The organism is Streptomyces sporangiiformans, assembly GCF_005768555.2.
Taxonomy (GTDB): domain Bacteria; phylum Actinomycetota; class Actinomycetes; order Streptomycetales; family Streptomycetaceae; genus Streptomyces; species Streptomyces sporangiiformans.
Map to the genome: position 1 here is coordinate 1 of NZ_VCHX02000302.1, position 15,942 is coordinate 15,942.

Annotated in this window: 13 protein-coding genes; 10 read left to right on the plus strand and 3 right to left on the minus strand. The window is 69.6% G+C overall.

The window, feature by feature from the left end; genetic code table 11:
• Positions 1-58: 58 nt before the first annotated feature.
• The 3 genes from FGD71_RS37585 to FGD71_RS37595 all read right to left on the minus strand — a co-directional run bounded on the left by FGD71_RS37585 (position 59) and on the right by FGD71_RS37595 (position 3,132).
• Complete coding sequence (locus tag FGD71_RS37585; RefSeq protein ID WP_119105032.1) at positions 59-979, minus strand: carbohydrate kinase family protein; 921 nt, start codon at positions 977-979, stop codon at positions 59-61.
• Positions 976-2,007 (minus strand): LacI family DNA-binding transcriptional regulator, encoded by a 1,032-nt coding sequence (locus FGD71_RS37590; RefSeq protein ID WP_119105033.1) that lies wholly within the window; start codon positions 2,005-2,007, stop codon positions 976-978. The genes FGD71_RS37585 and FGD71_RS37590 overlap by 4 nt, the downstream gene beginning before the upstream one ends.
• A 177-nt stretch (positions 2,008-2,184) precedes the next feature.
• Positions 2,185-3,132, minus strand: a complete 948-nt coding sequence (locus tag FGD71_RS37595; protein WP_119105034.1) for a hypothetical protein — start codon at positions 3,130-3,132, stop codon at positions 2,185-2,187.
• A gap of 269 nt (positions 3,133-3,401) precedes the next feature.
• On the opposite strand from FGD71_RS37595, the gene uvrC reads away from it, so the two are divergent.
• The 10 genes from uvrC to FGD71_RS37645 all read left to right on the plus strand — a co-directional run bounded on the left by uvrC (position 3,402) and on the right by FGD71_RS37645 (position 15,905).
• Positions 3,402-5,447: an excinuclease ABC subunit UvrC gene (gene uvrC, locus FGD71_RS37600; protein ID WP_119105035.1), complete on the plus strand. Its 2,046-nt coding sequence runs from the start codon at positions 3,402-3,404 to the stop codon at positions 5,445-5,447.
• Positions 5,444-6,433: an RNase adapter RapZ gene (gene rapZ, locus FGD71_RS37605; RefSeq protein WP_119105036.1), complete on the plus strand. Its 990-nt coding sequence runs from the start codon at positions 5,444-5,446 to the stop codon at positions 6,431-6,433. The genes uvrC and rapZ overlap by 4 nt, the downstream gene beginning before the upstream one ends.
• Positions 6,430-7,500, plus strand: coding sequence for a gluconeogenesis factor YvcK family protein (locus FGD71_RS37610; RefSeq protein WP_119105037.1), 1,071 nt, complete (start codon positions 6,430-6,432; stop codon positions 7,498-7,500). Before rapZ ends, FGD71_RS37610 begins: the two co-directional genes overlap by 4 nt.
• A complete protein-coding gene (gene whiA, locus FGD71_RS37615) occupies positions 7,491-8,480 on the plus strand; it encodes a DNA-binding protein WhiA (RefSeq protein ID WP_119105038.1) in 990 nt (329 codons plus the stop codon). Before FGD71_RS37610 ends, whiA begins: the two co-directional genes overlap by 10 nt.
• A 162-nt stretch (positions 8,481-8,642) precedes the next feature.
• Complete coding sequence (locus tag FGD71_RS37620) at positions 8,643-11,594, plus strand: M14 family metallopeptidase (protein ID WP_119105039.1); 2,952 nt, start codon at positions 8,643-8,645, stop codon at positions 11,592-11,594.
• 203 nt (positions 11,595-11,797) lie between these two features.
• Positions 11,798-12,808 (plus strand): type I glyceraldehyde-3-phosphate dehydrogenase, encoded by a 1,011-nt coding sequence (gap, locus tag FGD71_RS37625; protein WP_119105040.1) that lies wholly within the window; start codon positions 11,798-11,800, stop codon positions 12,806-12,808.
• A gap of 138 nt (positions 12,809-12,946) precedes the next feature.
• On the plus strand, positions 12,947-14,158 hold the full coding sequence (locus FGD71_RS37630) for a phosphoglycerate kinase (protein WP_119105041.1): 1,212 nt from the start codon (positions 12,947-12,949) through the stop codon (positions 14,156-14,158).
• A 5-nt stretch (positions 14,159-14,163) separates the two neighbouring features.
• Positions 14,164-14,955: a triose-phosphate isomerase gene (gene tpiA / locus FGD71_RS37635; RefSeq protein ID WP_119105042.1), complete on the plus strand. Its 792-nt coding sequence runs from the start codon at positions 14,164-14,166 to the stop codon at positions 14,953-14,955.
• A gap of 146 nt (positions 14,956-15,101) precedes the next feature.
• A complete protein-coding gene (secG, locus tag FGD71_RS37640) occupies positions 15,102-15,332 on the plus strand; it encodes a preprotein translocase subunit SecG (RefSeq protein WP_004002137.1) in 231 nt (76 codons plus the stop codon).
• 237 nt (positions 15,333-15,569) lie between these two features.
• Positions 15,570-15,905 (plus strand): RNA polymerase-binding protein RbpA, encoded by a 336-nt coding sequence (locus FGD71_RS37645; protein ID WP_119105043.1) that lies wholly within the window; start codon positions 15,570-15,572, stop codon positions 15,903-15,905.
• Positions 15,906-15,942 lie beyond the last annotated feature (37 nt).

The window sequence follows — 15,942 nt, forward strand, 5'->3', positions numbered from 1 at the left end:
CCCCACGGGAACTCCCCGTGGGGCGCGGCGCGTTCGTGCGGGCCGGAGAGCCCTGTCGTCACAGGGCCTGGAAGTCGCCCAGCTCGTAGGCGTACGGCGGCTCCGCACCCGCCCGTGAGCAGGTGATCGCCGCCGCGCGCGCCGCGAACCGCAGCAGCGCGGTCCAGCCGTCGGCACCCAGGCCGGCCAGTCCCGCCGGGGACAGGGCGTCGCGTGCGGCGAGACCATGCAGCAGCGCCGCGTTCACCGTGTCGCCCGCGCCGATCGTGTCCACCACGTCGACCCGCTCGCCCGGCACCGCGTACTCCGCGCCGTCGTGCGTGAAGACCGTCAGACCGTCCCCGCCCCGCGTGACGACGACCGCCGACGGTCCCGACGCCAGCCACTCGCGCGGGGTGCCGCCGAGCCAGTCCGCGTCCTCCCGGGACAGCTTGAGCAGCGACACCGAGGGCAGCCAGCTCTTGAACCGTGTCCGGTAGGCGTCCGCGTCGGAGATCAGCCTGGTGCGGATGTTCGGGTCGAGCGCGGTGAACACGCCCTGGGCGGAGGCGACCCGCATCAGTTTCTCGTAGGCGCTCGCGCCCGGCTCGAGCACGAGCGAACAGGTGCCGAACGACACCGCACTCGTTCCGTGCGGAAGGCCGTCCGGTGTCGAGAACAGCCGGTCCGCCGTGCCCTCGACGTAGAACGAGTAACGGGCCGAACCGTCCGCGTCGATCGTGGCGACCGCGAGGGTTGTCGGCTCCGATCCCCGCTGCACGGACGACACGTCGACACCCGCCTCGCGCAGGCCGCCGACCAGGGCCTCACCGAAGGCGTCGTCCGACACCCGGGAGCAGAAGGCGGCCGGGGAGCCGAGGCGGCCGAGCGCGACCGCCGTGTTGTACGGGCCGCCGCCGCGGCGCGGATCGAGTCCCGCGAGCGCGCCCGCCTCTCTCGGCACCAAGTCGATCAGGGCCTCACCGGCGACGACGATCACGAGTCGGATCCTTTCTCGGGGCAGCCGCACGAGGTGCGGTGAACGAAGGCGGAGGGCAGCCGGAGCGTCCGGGCCGGACGGCCGGGGGAGGCCAGCCGGTCCAGGAGCAGCCGCACGGCACTGGCCCCGATCTCCTTGCTGGGCTGGGAGATCGCGGTGAGCCGGGGCGAGAAGAGGTCCGCCCATGAGAAGTCGTCGAAGCAGCACAGGGCCATGTCACCGGGCACGGACAGGTCCCTCTCGCGCAGCGCCCGCAGCGCCCCGATGGTCATGGTGTTGTTGGCCGTGACGAGCGCCGTCGGTCGCGTCGGCAGGGACAACAGCTCGCCGGTCGCCCGCTGGGCACCCTCCGCCTCGGAGCTGCCGGACACCACCAGCCGCTCGTCGTACGGAAGACCCGCGGCCGCGAGCCCGTGCCGGTAACCGGAGATCCGTTCGCTCGTGGTGCTCAGCCCCGGCAGGCCCCCGACCAGGCCGATCCTCTTGTGGCCCAGCTCGGCGAGGTGAGTGACCAGACGCGTGACGGGCTCGGCGTTCTCCGCGCAGACCTGGTCGTACTCGAACCCCGGCACCTCGCCATCGTCGACCAGCCGGTCCAGGAAGACCGTCGGCACGTTCTGCCGCCCGAGGTAGCCGATGAGCTCGGCCGGCTGCGCCGACGGCGCGACGATCATGCCGTCCACCCGGCGCTCGTGGAGCAGTTGGACCACCTTGCGCTCATGCGCCGGATCGTCGTGCGGGTCCGCGATCAACAGGCTGTATCCGTGCTCCAGGGCACCGGCCTCCACGCCTTGCAGGATCTCCGTGAAGTAGGGATTGCTGACCGCCGACACCGCGAGCCCGATGGACCGCGTACGCGCGGTCACCAGGGATCTGGCCAGCGTGTTGGGTGTGTAGCCGAGTTCGTCGATGGCGTCGAGCACGGCCTGGCGGGTGGCCGGCCGCACCGGGCGGGTGTCGTTGAGCACGTGCGAGACCGTCGCGACGGATACGCCCGCGCTACGGGCCACGTCGACCATCGTCGCCATTGCTGTGCCCCTTCTTCCGCCCGGTGGGGGCGCCGTCTGGAGGGGACCGTACCTCATGGGACGGGAAACGTAAACGCTTGCGTAAGCGTTTACGCGAGCGTGTGAACGGGGGCGCCGCAAAGCCTCCGGACAGACAACCCGCGGCCGGCCCGACCTGATCTGACCTGACTCAGGCGGTCACTCCCAGTCCCACCCGATTCCCAGGATCCCCGACCGCACCCGCGGCTCGACCACGTGCACCGACCGGTGGCGGCCGCTCAGCGTCAGCTCCTGACGGCCACTGCGCGGCGCCGCCGCCGAGTGCTGCGTAAAGCGGTGACAGCGCACGGGCAGCGTGTCCTCGGCGAACCGCACCTCAAGCGCGTACTGCCCGCCCGAGACGCTGAAGCCGCGGACGTACTCGCTGGACGCGCCCGCCGTGCCGTCCTCGACGCCGTAGCGGAACAGATGGGTGTCGCCCGTACGCAGCCGCGTGTCGAAGAGCAGCTCCGCCACGAGCACACCGGTGTCATGGTGCCAACGCACGCGTCCCGTGTGGCAGTTCTCCAGCGCGCGCACCGTCATGCGCTCCGGCGCGCATCCCGGGTCGCCGTGGTGGACGGCCACATAGCGGTCGATGCCGTCCTTGTGGGCGCGCACGATGTGGTGCGAGTCGCGCCCCAGCAGCTCCCTGCGCGTCCCGATCCGTACGCACTCGTGGTGGCCGAGGGTGTGCAGTCCGCCGTCGAGCGTCGACCCCAGCTCGGCGAGCAGCTTCTCCAGGATCCCGGAGGCCTCCACCAGGGAGCGGTACGAACGGGCCGAGGAGCGTTCCGGGCCGGAGTGGTCGTCGGCCTCGGCGAGCAGCCGTATCAGCGACTCGTCCGGCAGCTTGAGGATCTCCTCCAGGGCACGCACGGCCCGCAGCGACTCGGGGCGTTGAGGGCGCCGGGCGCCCTGCTGCCAGTAGCTCAGACTCGTCACACCGACCTTGACCCCATAGCGCGTCAGGTGGTGCTGCACGCGCTGCAGCGGCAGTCCGCGCGCGGCGATCGCGGCGCGCAGGGCGACATGGAAGGGCCCGCCATGCAGGGCCGTCTCCAGTTCGGCGGTGGCGACGTCCGCGTACTGTGTGCCGTGCCGCATACGGGGGCCTTTCTGTGGATGCTCACAACGGCCGCCGGGGCCGTTCAAACTGTTCGGAGAGGCTCCTGGCCGGCGCGCGGGAGAGGCCCACATGCGTGCGCCGTCGTTCACGGCCCCGAGTCACCCCGCATTGAAGCGTGTTGATCAGGACCGGACAACACTTGATGCTCAACCGGAGCATCCACGGCCATGTCCTCGCCGTCCTCACCTTGCCGGAGTCCCGCCTCCACGCCGCCGCGCTGTCACCCCTCGCCAGTAGGGTGTGAGACATGGCCGATCCGTCCAGCTACCGCCCCACGCCAGGGCAGATCCCCGACTCGCCGGGGGTCTACAAATTCCGTGACGAGCACCGCAGGGTGATCTACGTCGGAAAGGCGAAGAGCCTGCGCCAGCGCCTGGCGAACTACTTCCAGGACCTGGCCGGCCTCCACCCACGTACGCGCTCCATGGTCACGACGGCCGCGTCGGTGGAGTGGACGGTGGTGTCCACGGAGGTCGAGGCGCTGCAGCTGGAGTACTCCTGGATCAAGGAGTTCGACCCCCGTTTCAACGTCAAGTACCGCGACGACAAGAGCTACCCGTACCTCGCGGTCACCATGAACGAGCAGTTCCCGCGCGTGCAGGTGATGCGCGGCCACAAGCGCAAGGGCGTACGGTACTTCGGCCCGTACGCGCACGCGTGGGCGATCCGCGACACCGTGGACCTCCTGCTGCGCGTCTTTCCCGTCCGCACCTGCTCCGCCGGTGTCTTCAAGAACGCCGAGCGCACCGGCCGCCCCTGTCTGCTCGGCTACATCGGCAAGTGCTCGGCCCCGTGCGTCGAGCGGATCTCCGCCGAGGACCACCGTGAACTCGCCGACGAGTTCTGCGACTTCATGGCCGGGCGCACGGGGACGTACATCCGCCGCCTGGAGCGGCAGATGACGGACGCGGCCGAGGAGATGGAGTACGAGCGCGCGGCCCGCCTCCGCGACGACATCGAGGCCCTCAAGAAGGCCATGGAGAAGAACGCGGTGGTGCTCGCCGACGCGACCGACGCCGACCTGATGGCGGTCGCCGAGGACGAGCTGGAAGCGGCCGTGCAGATCTTCCACGTACGCGGGGGACGCGTGCGCGGTCAGCGCGGCTGGGTGACGGACAAGGTCGAGGCCGTCACCACCGCGGACCTCGTCGAACACGCCCTCCAGCAGCTGTACGGGGAGGAGACCGGCGACTCCGTCCCCAAGGAGGTGCTCGTCCCGGCGCTGCCCGATCCGGTGGAGCCCGTCCAGGAGTGGCTCACCGAGCGGCGCGGCTCGAACGTGTCGCTGCGCATCCCGCAGCGCGGCGACAAGAAAGCCCTCATGGAGACCGTCCAGCGCAACGCCCAGCAGACGCTGGGCCTGCACAAGACCAAGCGGGCCTCCGACCTGACCACGCGCTCGCGCGCCCTGGAGGAGATCGCCGAGGCCCTCGACCTGGACAGCGCGCCCCTGCGGATCGAGTGCTACGACATCTCGCACCTCCAGGGGGACGACGTCGTGGCCTCCATGGTGGTCTTCGAGGACGGCCTCCAGCGCAAGAGCGAGTACCGCCGCTTCCAGATCAAGGGCTTCGAGGGGCAGGACGACGTCCGGTCCATGCACGAGGTGATCACCCGCCGCTTCAAGCGCTACCTCTCCGAGAAGGAGAAGACCGGCGAGTGGACGGACGGGGAGAACGGGCTCACCGAGGACGACGGGCGGCCGAAGCGGTTCGCGTACCCCCCGCAGCTGGTCGTCGTCGACGGCGGGCAGCCGCAGGTCGCGGCGGCCCATCGGGCCCTCGACGAGCTGGGCATCGACGACATCGCCGTCTGCGGCCTCGCCAAGCGCCTCGAAGAGGTCTGGCTGCCCGGCGAGGACGACCCGGTGGTGCTGCCACGCACCAGCGAAGGGCTTTATCTTCTTCAGCGTGTACGCGATGAGGCGCACCGCTTCGCGATCACCTACCAGCGCACCAAGCGGGCCAGACGGTTCAAGGCGAGCCCCTTGGACGACGTGCCGGGCCTCGGCGAGACGCGCAAGCAGGCGCTGATCAAGTACTTCGGTTCGCTGAAGAAACTGCGATCCGCGACCATCGACCAGATCTGCGAGGTTCCCGGCATAGGCCGTAAGACGGCCGAGGCGATCGCTGTGGCCCTTGCCAAGGCAACCCCGGCCGCACCCGCCGTGAACACGGCGACTGGAGAGATCATGGAAGACGAGGAAGACGCGGCACTCGGAACGACGGCGGGTTCCGCGGGGGAGCCCGTATCCGCGGGCGCCTCGGACAAGCGACGGGGGCAGGAGCCATGAACGAGCACGACGCGCACGAAGAACCGCACGAGGAGACGAGCGAAGATCGCTCGCCCCGCGAAGCGGGCCAGGAAGACGGAGCACAGGTGAATTCGGGCATCGAAACGGCCGGGGTCCCCGAGGCGGCCATCCCCGAGCTGGTGATCATCTCCGGCATGTCCGGGGCGGGCCGGTCGACCGCCGCCAAGTGTCTGGAGGACCTCGGCTGGTTCGTCGTCGACAACCTGCCGCCCGCGCTGATCCCCACCATGGTGGAGCTCGGCGCCCGGTCCCAGGGCAATGTCGCCAGGATCGCGGTCGTCGTCGACGTCCGCGGCCGCCGCTTCTTCGACAACCTCCGCGAGTCCCTCGCCGACCTGGAGGCCAGGAACGTCACACGGCGGATCGTTTTCCTGGAGTCCTCCGACGACGCCCTGGTGCGCCGCTTCGAGTCCGTACGTCGGCCGCACCCCCTCCAGGGCGACGGCCGCATCGTCGACGGCATCGCCGCCGAGCGCCAGCTGCTGCGTGAGCTGCGCGGCGACGCCGACCTGGTGATCGACACCTCCAGCCTGAACGTGCACGAGCTGCGCGCCAAGATGGACGCCCAGTTCGCCGGAGAGGAGGAGCCCGAGCTGCGGGCCACCGTCATGTCCTTCGGCTTCAAGTACGGCCTGCCGGTCGACGCCGACCTGGTCGTGGACATGCGTTTCCTGCCCAACCCGCACTGGGTCCCGGAGCTGCGTCAGTTCACCGGCCTCAACGAGGAGGTCGCGGCGTACGTCTTCAATCAGCCCGGTGCCAAGGAGTTCCTCGACCGGTACGCCGAGCTGCTCCGCCTCGTCCAGACCGGATACCGACGCGAGGGCAAGCGTTACGTGACCATCGCGGTCGGCTGCACCGGCGGCAAGCACCGCTCCGTCGCGATGTCGGAGAAGCTCGCCGCACGCCTGGTGTCCGAGGGTGTGGAGACGGTCGTCGTCCACCGGGACATGGGCCGCGAATGACCGGACGTGCTGCTCTGCGGCTGAGCAGGCTGCGCCGGGTGACCGCCGAGGGGCGCGGTGGCAGGCCCTCCGAGGCACGCGGCGGCAAGCCGCGCCGCCGCGGCGCCCAGCCCAAGGTCGTGGCGCTCGGCGGGGGCATGGGCCTGTCGGCGTCGCTCGCCGCCCTGCGCCGTATCACGGGTGACCTCACCGCGGTCGTCACCGTCGCGGACGACGGTGGATCCAGCGGTCGCTTGCGCGACGAGCTGGGGGTGCTGCCGCCCGGCGACCTGCGCAAGGCCCTCGCCGCGCTGTGCGGCGACGACGACTGGGGCCAGACCTGGGCCCGCGTCATCCAGTACCGCTTCCAGTCCAAGGGCGACCTGCACGAGCACGCGGTCGGCAATCTGCTGATCGTCGCCCTCTGGGAGCAGCTGGGTGATCACGTCCAGGCCCTGGACCTGGTCGGCAAGCTCCTGGGCGCGCAGGGGCGGGTGCTGCCGATGTCCGCCGTACCTCTGGAGCTCCAGGCCCTCGTCAAGGGCCACGATCCGGCGCGGCCCGACGACATCGACACGGTGCGTGGCCAGGCCACCGTCGCCCTCACCCGCGGTGAGGTGCAGTCCGTGCACCTCCTGCCGCACGACCCGCCCGCCGTCCCCGAGGCCGTCGCGGCGGTCCTCGACGCGGACTGGGTGGTCCTCGGCCCCGGCTCCTGGTTCTCCTCGGTGATCCCGCACCTGCTCGTGCCCGAGCTGCGCGACGCCCTCACGGAGACGAAGGCGCGCCGCGTGCTCTCCTTGAACCTCGCCCCGCAACCCGGAGAAACCGAGGGCTTCTCCCCGCAGCGTCATTTGGAGGTTTTGGCACGACACGCCCCTAAACTCGCCCTGGACGTGGTGCTGGCCGACGAGGCCGCCGTGCCCGACCGCGATTTACTCACCGAAGCCGCGCAGCGGTTCGAGGCCGCGGTCGAGCTGGCGCCTGTGGCCCGGCCCGACGGGTCTTCGAGGCACGATCCGGAGCTGTTGGCCGCCGCGTACGACCGTATTTTTCGGATGCATGGAAGGATCGGCCCATGGCGATGACGGCAGCGGTGAAGGATGAGATTTCCCGGCTCCCCGTCACCCGGACCTGCTGCAGAAAGGCGGAGGTCTCCGCCATCCTGCGGTTCGCCGGCGGCCTCCACCTGGTGAGCGGCCGCATCGTGATCGAGGCGGAACTGGACACCGCGATGGCGGCGCGCCGCCTCAAGCGGGACATCCTGGAGATCTTCGGTCACAGTTCCGAGCTGATCGTGATGGCTCCCGGTGGTCTGCGCCGCGGCTCGCGCTATGTCGTCCGTGTCGTCGCGGGCGGCGACCAGCTGGCCCGCCAGACCGGGCTCGTCGACGGCCGTGGACGCCCGATCCGGGGTCTCCCGCCGCAGGTGGTCTCGGGGGCCACCTGCGACGCCGAGGCGGCCTGGCGCGGGGCGTTCCTGGCGCATGGTTCGCTGACCGAGCCCGGCCGCTCCTCCTCCCTCGAGGTGACCTGCCCGGGCCCGGAGGCGGCGCTCGCGCTCGTCGGTGCGGCCCGCCGCCTGTCGATCGCCGCGAAGGCCCGCGAAGTGCGCGGCGTGGACCGTGTCGTAGTCCGTGACGGTGACGCCATCGGCGCCCTGTTGACCCGCCTCGGCGCCCATGAGTCCGTGCTCGCCTGGGAGGAGCGGCGTATGCGGCGCGAGGTGCGCGCCACCGCCAACCGCCTCGCCAACTTCGACGACGCCAACCTGCGCCGGTCCGCGCGCGCCGCCGTCGCCGCCGGAGCCCGTGTGCAGCGCGCGTTGGAGATCCTCGGCGAGGACGTTCCGGAGCACCTCGCCGCCGCCGGACGGCTGCGCATGGAGCACAAGCAGGCCTCGCTGGAGGAGCTCGGCGCGCTCGCCGACCCGCCGCTGACCAAGGACGCCGTCGCGGGCCGCATCCGCCGCCTGCTGGCCATGGCCGACAAGCGGGCCCAGGACCTGGGCATCCCGGGGACGGAGTCGAACCTCACCGAGGAGATGGCCGACAACCTCGTGGGCTGACGATGCGGAACCGCTCGACATCCTCGACACGCTGGTGCGGGCGCCCCAAATGGGCGTCCGCACCGGCGTGTTGCTGTTCTTGACGCCCTCTTGACTTGGCCGCGATGTGTCATGAGCCTGGCACCTGTTCGCCGCTGTGGCGAACCACTGCAAGGGGGGCTCATGAGACGAAGAGCGAGATCGATCCTCGCTGCCGGCGTGCTCCTGCTGGGCGGAGCGGGCATGGCGCCCATGGCGCAGGCGGACGACGCCAGTGCGCCCGACCCGGGCGGGGACGAGGTCAAGGTCTTCCGCGCCGAGGTCACGAAGGAGCAGGTACCCCTGCTCCTGGCGGCGGGCCAGGACGGGCACGAACTGGGGGAACAGGCACCCGAGAAGGGCACGGCCACGGTCGAGGTCTACCTCACCGACAAGCAGGCCGGGCAACTGGAGAAGAAGGGCGTCGACCTCACCGAGCACAAGCTCTCGGCGAAGGCACGCGCGCGTGTGTCGGCCGCGGGAGACGGGGTCTACCGGCCGTACAACGGAAAGGGCAACCTCAAGGAGGAGATCGTCAAGACGGGACAGGAGCATCCGTCCCTCACGAAGGTCGTCTCCATCGGCAAGTCCCTTCAGGGGCAGGACATCCTGGCCGTCAAGCTCACCAAGGGCGCCAAGAAGACCAAGGACGGCGCCAAACCCTCCGTGCTGTACGTGTCCAACCAGCACGCACGTGAGTGGATCACGCCGGAGATGACACGGCGTCTGATGCACTATTACCTGGACAACTACGGCAAGGACGAGCGCGTCACGAAGCTCGTGAACTCCACCGAGCTGTGGTTCGTCCTCTCGGCCAACCCCGACGGCTACGACTGGACGTTCAAGCCCGAGGGCGACCGTCAGTGGCGCAAGAACATGCGGGACATCAACGGTGACGGCGCCTGGACCACCGGCGACGGCGTCGACCTCAACCGCAACTTCGCCTACAAGTGGGGCTACGACAACGAGGGTTCGTCCCCGTACCCGACCAGCCAGACCTACCGTGGCGCGGCGCCCGGCTCCGAGCCCGAGACCAAGGCGCTGGACGCCTTCGAGAAACGCCTCGACTTCGAGTACGGCATCAACTACCACTCCGCCGCCGAACTGATCCTCTACGGAGTCGGCTGGCAGGTGGCCACCCCGAGCCCCGACGACGTGCTCTACAAGTCCCTCGCCGGCACGCCCGAGAAACCGGCGATTCCCGGCTACCGCCCGCAGGTCTCCTCCGAGCTCTACACGACCAACGGCGAGGCCGACGGCCACGCGTCCAACGTCAACGGCACGGCGATGTTCACGCCTGAGATGTCGACCTGCCAGAGCGCGTCGAACGTCGACCCGAACGACGCCTGGAACGCGGCGGACTGCGAGTCGATCTTCACCTTCCCGGACGACGAGAAGCTGATCCAGCAGGAGTTCGCGAAGAACGTCCCCTTCGCGCTCTCCGTCGCCGAGGCCGCCGCCAAGCCCGACCAGCCGAAGTCCTCGGTCGGTGTCGACGCGCCCGACTTCGCCCCGGCCTCCTTCACGACGTCGTACTCGCGCGGCGCCGACCAGGAGATCTCCGTGGTGGCCCGTAAGTCCGTACGCGACAAGGAGCTCAGGTACCGCGTCAACGGCGGCCGTACCAAGGACGAGGCGCTGGAGGCCTGGGACGGCGGCGAGACCTTCGGAGGCGAGGACAACCTCTACTTCGACGAGTACCGGGCGCCGGTCCAGGACGGTGAGCCGGGCGACAAGGTCGAGGTCTGGTTCACCGGCAAGACGAGAAGCGGAAAGCCCACCTCCAGCGAGCACTTCACGTACACGATCGTCGAACGGCCGCGCGCCGACACGCTGGTGGTCGCCGAGGAGGGGGCCGCGGCGAGCCAGGCCCAGACCTACGTCGACGCCCTGAAGGCCAACGGCCGCAAGCCGCTGGTCTGGGACGTCGCCACGCAGGGAGTGCCGGACGCGCTCGGTGTCCTCGGCCACTTCAAGACGGTCGTCCACTACACGGGCTCCGAACGTCCCGGCTCCGCCACCCAGCTGCAGCTGCGCGCCTACCTCAACGAGGGCGGCAAGCTGATCGAGGCGGGCGAGCAGGCCGGTGGCAACGTCGCGCTGCCGGGCGCACTGACGAACGACTTCAGCCAGTACTACCTCGGCGCCTACTCGCGTACGACGAGCCCGGGCGTGAAGGCGTTCGAGGGCGCCGGACGGCTCGCCGGCACCAAGGGCGCGCTCGGCGACGCGCCCGGCAATCCGCTGAACGCGGCCGGATCGTACAGCGTCACCTCGGACACCCTGCCCGCGGACAAGTACCCGCAGTTCGCGAGCGCCGGCGCGGGCCAGTACCCCGGGAGCGTCAACCCGTACGGCCCGTACGAAGGCGCGTCCATGGCGGCCGTCACCCACTCCGACTTCGCCTGGAACCGCCTCACCCGCACCATCGACCTCACCGGAGTCAGTGCTGCCGACGCGCCCGCGCTGCGCACGCGCCTCCTCTGGGACACCGAGCAGGGCTACGACCACGCCGTGCTCGAGGCGCACACGGCCGGGGCCGACGACTGGACCACGCTCCCGGAGGCGGGCGGCGCCACCAGCACCGCGGTGCCCGCCGAGTGCGAGGCCGGGTACTTCATCCAGGGGCACCCCGCCCTCAAGAGGTATCTGACCCAGGGCTCGGCCGGCTGTTCCCCGACCGGCACGAGCGGCTCCTGGAACAGCTTCACCGGAGCCTCCGAGGGCTGGAAGGAGGTCAACTTCGATCTCTCCGCGTACGCCGGAAAGACGGTGGAGGTTTCGCTGAGCTACATCAGCGACCCCGGCACCGGCGGCCACGGCGTCCTCGCCGACAACGCCTCCGTCGTCATCGGCGGCAAGGCCGGCGAGACCGAGGGCTTCGAGTCCTCGCTCGGGGCCTGGAAGGTGCCCGGTCCGCCCGCGGGCAGCCCCGCGGTCGTCCAGGACTGGGGACGCGCCGGAGAGCTCTTCAAGACGTACGGAGCGGTCACCACGCGTGACAGCGTGCTGCTCGGCTTCGGCCTGGAGCACGTCGCCGCGGCGGCCGACCGTACGGCTCTGCTCGGCAAGGCGCTGGCCGCTCTGAAGAGCTGATCAGTACGCATTCGGCCCCCTTTTCGGGCCTCGTGCCCGGGCGGTCCGTACCCCTACTGGCGGGTACGGACCGCCCTGTCACGTATGGGGCGTCACCGATGTCACTCCAGCCGTCTCAGGGAGGTAGGGTCGTAGGCGGTCGGGGACATCCCATACAACTCGCCGGCGTCGAAAACCGGCGTACCTAACGAGGAGATCGGTTCGTGACGATCCGCGTAGGCATCAACGGCTTTGGCCGCATCGGTCGTAACTACTTCCGCGCGCTGCTGGAGCAGGGTGCAGACATCGAGATCGTGGCTGTCAACGACCTGGGTGACACCGCGACCACCGCTCACCTGCTGAAATACGACACCATCCTGGGCCGTCTCAAGGCCGAGGTGTCCCACACCGAAAACACCATCACGGTGGACGGCCGCACCATCAAGGTGCTGTCCGAGCGGAACCCCGCCGACATTCCGTGGGGTGAACTGGGCGTCGACATCGTCATCGAGTCGACCGGCATCTTCACGAAGAAGGCCGACGCCGAGAAGCACATCGCCGGCGGTGCCAAGAAGGTCCTCATCTCGGCTCCGGCCAAGGACGAGGACATCACCATCGTCATGGGCGTCAACCACGACAAGTACGACCCGGCGAACCACCACGTCATCTCGAACGCCTCCTGCACCACCAACTGTGTGGCGCCGATGGCCAAGGTGCTCGACGAGAACTTCGGCATCGTCAAGGGCCTGATGACGACGGTCCACGCCTACACGAACGACCAGCGCATCCTGGACTTCCCGCACAAGGACCTGCGCCGCGCCCGCGCCGCCGCGGAGAACATCATCCCGACCACGACGGGTGCCGCCAAGGCCACCGCCCTGGTCCTCCCGCAGCTCAAGGGCAAGCTGGACGGCATCGCGATGCGTGTCCCGGTCCCGACCGGCTCGGCCACCGACCTGGTCGTGGAGCTCCAGCGCGAGGTCACCAAGGACGAGGTCAACGCCGCGTTCAAGAAGGCCGCCGACGACGGCGACCTCAAGGGCGTGCTGGTGTACACCGAGGACCCGATCGTCTCCTCGGACATCGTCAGCGACCCCGCCTCCTGCACCTTCGACTCCTCCCTGACCATGGTCCAGGAGGGCAAGTCGGTGAAGATCCTCGGCTGGTACGACAACGAGTGGGGCTACTCCAACCGCCTCGTGGACCTCACGGTCTTCGTCGGCGGCCAGCTCTGAGTCCCAGAGCAAGCACCTCGATGTGAGCACAGGGCCCGGGCAGCGCTGCCCGGGCCCTGTCTCACGTACGGATCGATCAGCTCTCCGGGACAATCGATCCGCCCTCCAGGACAAAAGAGCTCTCCCAGGAGTCCCTTTATGAAGACGATCGACGAACTCCTCTCCGCGGGCGTGGACGGCAAGCGCGTCTTCGTGCGCGCCGACCTCAACGTGCCGCTGGCCGACGGTGTCATCAGCGACGACGGCCGTATCCGCGCCGTCCTGCCCACCCTCAAGGCCCTCACGGGCGCGGGCGCCAAGGTGGTCGTCGCCTCGCACCTGGGCCGCCCCAAGGGGGCCCCGGATCCGGCGTTCTCGCTGCGGCCCGCCGCCGAGCGGCTCGGCGAGCTCCTCGGCGCTCCCGTCGCGTTCGCCGGGGACACCGTCGGCGACGCCGCCCACGACGCCGTGAACGGCCTGGAGCCCGGTCAGATCGCGGTCATCGAGAACCTGCGCTTCAACGCCGGTGAGACGTCGAAGGACGACGCCGAGCGCGGCGAGTTCGCGGACCGGCTCGCGGCCCTGGCCGATGTCTACGTGGGCGACGGTTTCGGTGCCGTGCACCGCAAGCACGCCTCCGTGTACGACCTCCCGGCGCGCCTGCCGCACTACGCGGGCCACCTCATCGCCGCCGAAGTCGATGTCCTGAAGAAGCTCACCGAGGACGTACGGCGCCCCTATGCCGTCGTGCTCGGCGGCGCCAAGGTCTCCGACAAGCTCGCCGTCATCGACCAGCTGCTCGGCAAGGCCGACCGCCTGCTGATCGGCGGAGGCATGGCGTACACCTTCCTCAAGGCCAAGGGGTACGAGATCGGCAGCTCCCTCCTCCAGGAAGACCAGATCCCGGCCGTCATCGAGTACATCGAGCGTGCCGAGAAAATCGGCGTCGAGCTGGTCCTGCCCGTCGACGCACTCGTCGCCCCCGAGTTCCCGGACCTGAAGACCAAGGCTCCGGCCAACCCCACCACGGTCGCCGCGGACGCCATCCCGGCCGACCAGATGGGTCTCGACATCGGTCCGGAGACCCGCAAGCTGTTCGCCTCGAAGATCGCCGACGCGGCCACCGTCTTCTGGAACGGTCCGATGGGCGTCTTCGAGCACCCCGACTACGCCGAGGGCACCAAGGCGGTCGCCCAGGCCCTCCTCGACTCCCCGGCCTTCACGGTCGTCGGCGGTGGCGACTCCGCCGCGGCCGTCCGCATCCTGGGCTTCGACGAAACCGCATTCGGCCACATCTCGACCGGTGGAGGCGCCTCCCTCGAATACCTCGAGGGCAAGACGCTCCCCGGCCTCGCCGCACTGGAGGACTGACCCACATGGCTTCATCTATTTCGCCTGGGCGCACGCCGCTGATGGCGGGCAACTGGAAGATGAACCTCAACCACCTCGAGGCCATCGCACACGTCCAGAAGCTTGCCTTCGCCCTGGCAGACAAGGACTACGAGGCCGTCGAGGTCGCCGTCCTGCCGCCCTTCACCGACCTGCGCTCCGTACAGACCCTGGTCGACGGCGACAAGCTCAAGATCAAGTACGGATCCCAGGACCTCTCGGCGCACGACTCCGGTGCCTACACCGGCGAGATCTCCGGCTCGATGCTGGCCAAGCTCAAGTGCACGTACGTGGCGATCGGCCACTCCGAGCGCCGGCAGTACCACAACGAGACCGACGAGCTCTGCAACGCCAAGGTCAAGGCCGCCTACAAGCACGGCCTCACCCCGATCCTGTGCGTCGGCGAGGGCCTGGAGATCCGCAAGGCGGGCAACCAGGTCTCCCACACGCTCGCGCAGGTCGACGGTGGCCTCAAGGACATCCCGGCCGAGCAGGCCGAGTCCATCGTGATCGCGTACGAGCCGGTCTGGGCGATCGGCACCGGCGAGGTCGCCACGCCCGAGGACGCCCAGGAGGTGTGCGGCGCGATCCGGGGCCGCCTCGCCGAGCTGTACTCGCAGGAGCTGGCCGACCAGGTCCGCATCCAGTACGGCGGCTCCGTGAAGGCGGGCAACGTCGCCGCGATCATGGCCCAGCCCGACGTCGACGGTGCCCTGATCGGTGGCGCGGCGCTCGACGCCGACGAGTTCGTCAAGATCGTCCGGTTCCGCGACCAGTGAGGCCGTGCCCAGGAAGGGCCCAGCCGGTCGCGAGTAGGCGGTAGCGGCGATACGTCGTACCCTTGCGGGGGCCGGGCGGCTTCTTGTGTGAAGCTCCGGCCCCCCGTCGTCCGTATGAGTCCGAGGAAGTTGGTCCAGCTGTGGTTATGGGGTTCTCGATCGCCCTGATCGTCTTCAGCCTGCTGCTGATGCTGCTGGTGCTGATGCACAAGGGGAAGGGCGGCGGCCTCTCCGACATGTTCGGCGGCGGTATGCAGTCGTCCGTCGGTGGCTCGTCGGTCGCCGAGCGCAACCTCGACCGCATCACCGTCGTAGTCGGTCTGCTGTGGTTCGCGTGCATTGTCGTACTCGGCATCCTGATGAAGGTCACCAACTGACCGGATGAGGGTCACCGACTGATCAGCGGGTGACATCGGTACAACAGCACATAGCACGCATAAAGCCCCATGTCCGGTACGCGCCCTCGAGTGCGGCCTATCATGGGGCTTGCGTCTCCGGGGTGGGGTGTAACTCCAGTCACTGGACGCGCGTTGGGCCTTACGTAGACTGAGGCGCTCGCAGCGAAGCGTCACGCCGACTCGCTTCGCGGCACCATCACGCAGGGAGTTACGACCGTGGCAAGTGGCAACGCGATCCGAGGAAGCCGGGTCGGGGCGGGGCCGATGGGTGAGGCCGAGCGTGGCGAGTCCGCGCCGCGGCTGCGCGTCTCCTTCTGGTGCTCCAACGGGCATGAGACGCAGCCGAGCTTCGCCAGCGACGCGCAGGTTCCCGAGACCTGGGACTGCCCGCGCTGCGGCTTTCCGGCCGGACAGGACCGGGACAACCCGCCGGACCCACCGCGCACCGAGCCCTACAAGACGCACCTCGCGTACGTACGGGAGCGGCGCAGCGACGCGGACGGCGAGGCGATCCTCGCCGAGGCGCTCGCCAAACTCCGGGGCGAGATTTAGGAGCTGAGGTCCGGCCAGGCACCCACGGTGCCTGGCC

Excerpts from the sequence above, each read along its gene's own strand:
- FGD71_RS37620 (WP_119105039.1), top strand. The coding sequence starts at position 8,643 with ATGAGACGAAGAGCGAGATCGATCCTCGCTGCCGGCGTGCTCCTGCTG.
- whiA (WP_119105038.1), top strand. The coding sequence starts at position 7,491 with ATGGCGATGACGGCAGCGGTGAAGGATGAGATTTCCCGGCTCCCCGTC.
- FGD71_RS37610 (WP_119105037.1), top strand. The coding sequence starts at position 6,430 with ATGACCGGACGTGCTGCTCTGCGGCTGAGCAGGCTGCGCCGGGTGACC.
- tpiA (WP_119105042.1), top strand. The coding sequence starts at position 14,164 with ATGGCTTCATCTATTTCGCCTGGGCGCACGCCGCTGATGGCGGGCAAC.
- secG (WP_004002137.1), top strand. The coding sequence starts at position 15,102 with ATGGGGTTCTCGATCGCCCTGATCGTCTTCAGCCTGCTGCTGATGCTG.
- rapZ (WP_119105036.1), top strand. The coding sequence starts at position 5,444 with ATGAACGAGCACGACGCGCACGAAGAACCGCACGAGGAGACGAGCGAA.
- uvrC (WP_119105035.1), top strand. The coding sequence starts at position 3,402 with ATGGCCGATCCGTCCAGCTACCGCCCCACGCCAGGGCAGATCCCCGAC.
- FGD71_RS37590 (WP_119105033.1), bottom strand. The coding sequence starts at position 2,007 with ATGGCGACGATGGTCGACGTGGCCCGTAGCGCGGGCGTATCCGTCGCG.
- FGD71_RS37630 (WP_119105041.1), top strand. The coding sequence starts at position 12,947 with ATGAAGACGATCGACGAACTCCTCTCCGCGGGCGTGGACGGCAAGCGC.
- FGD71_RS37595 (WP_119105034.1), bottom strand. The coding sequence starts at position 3,132 with ATGCGGCACGGCACACAGTACGCGGACGTCGCCACCGCCGAACTGGAG.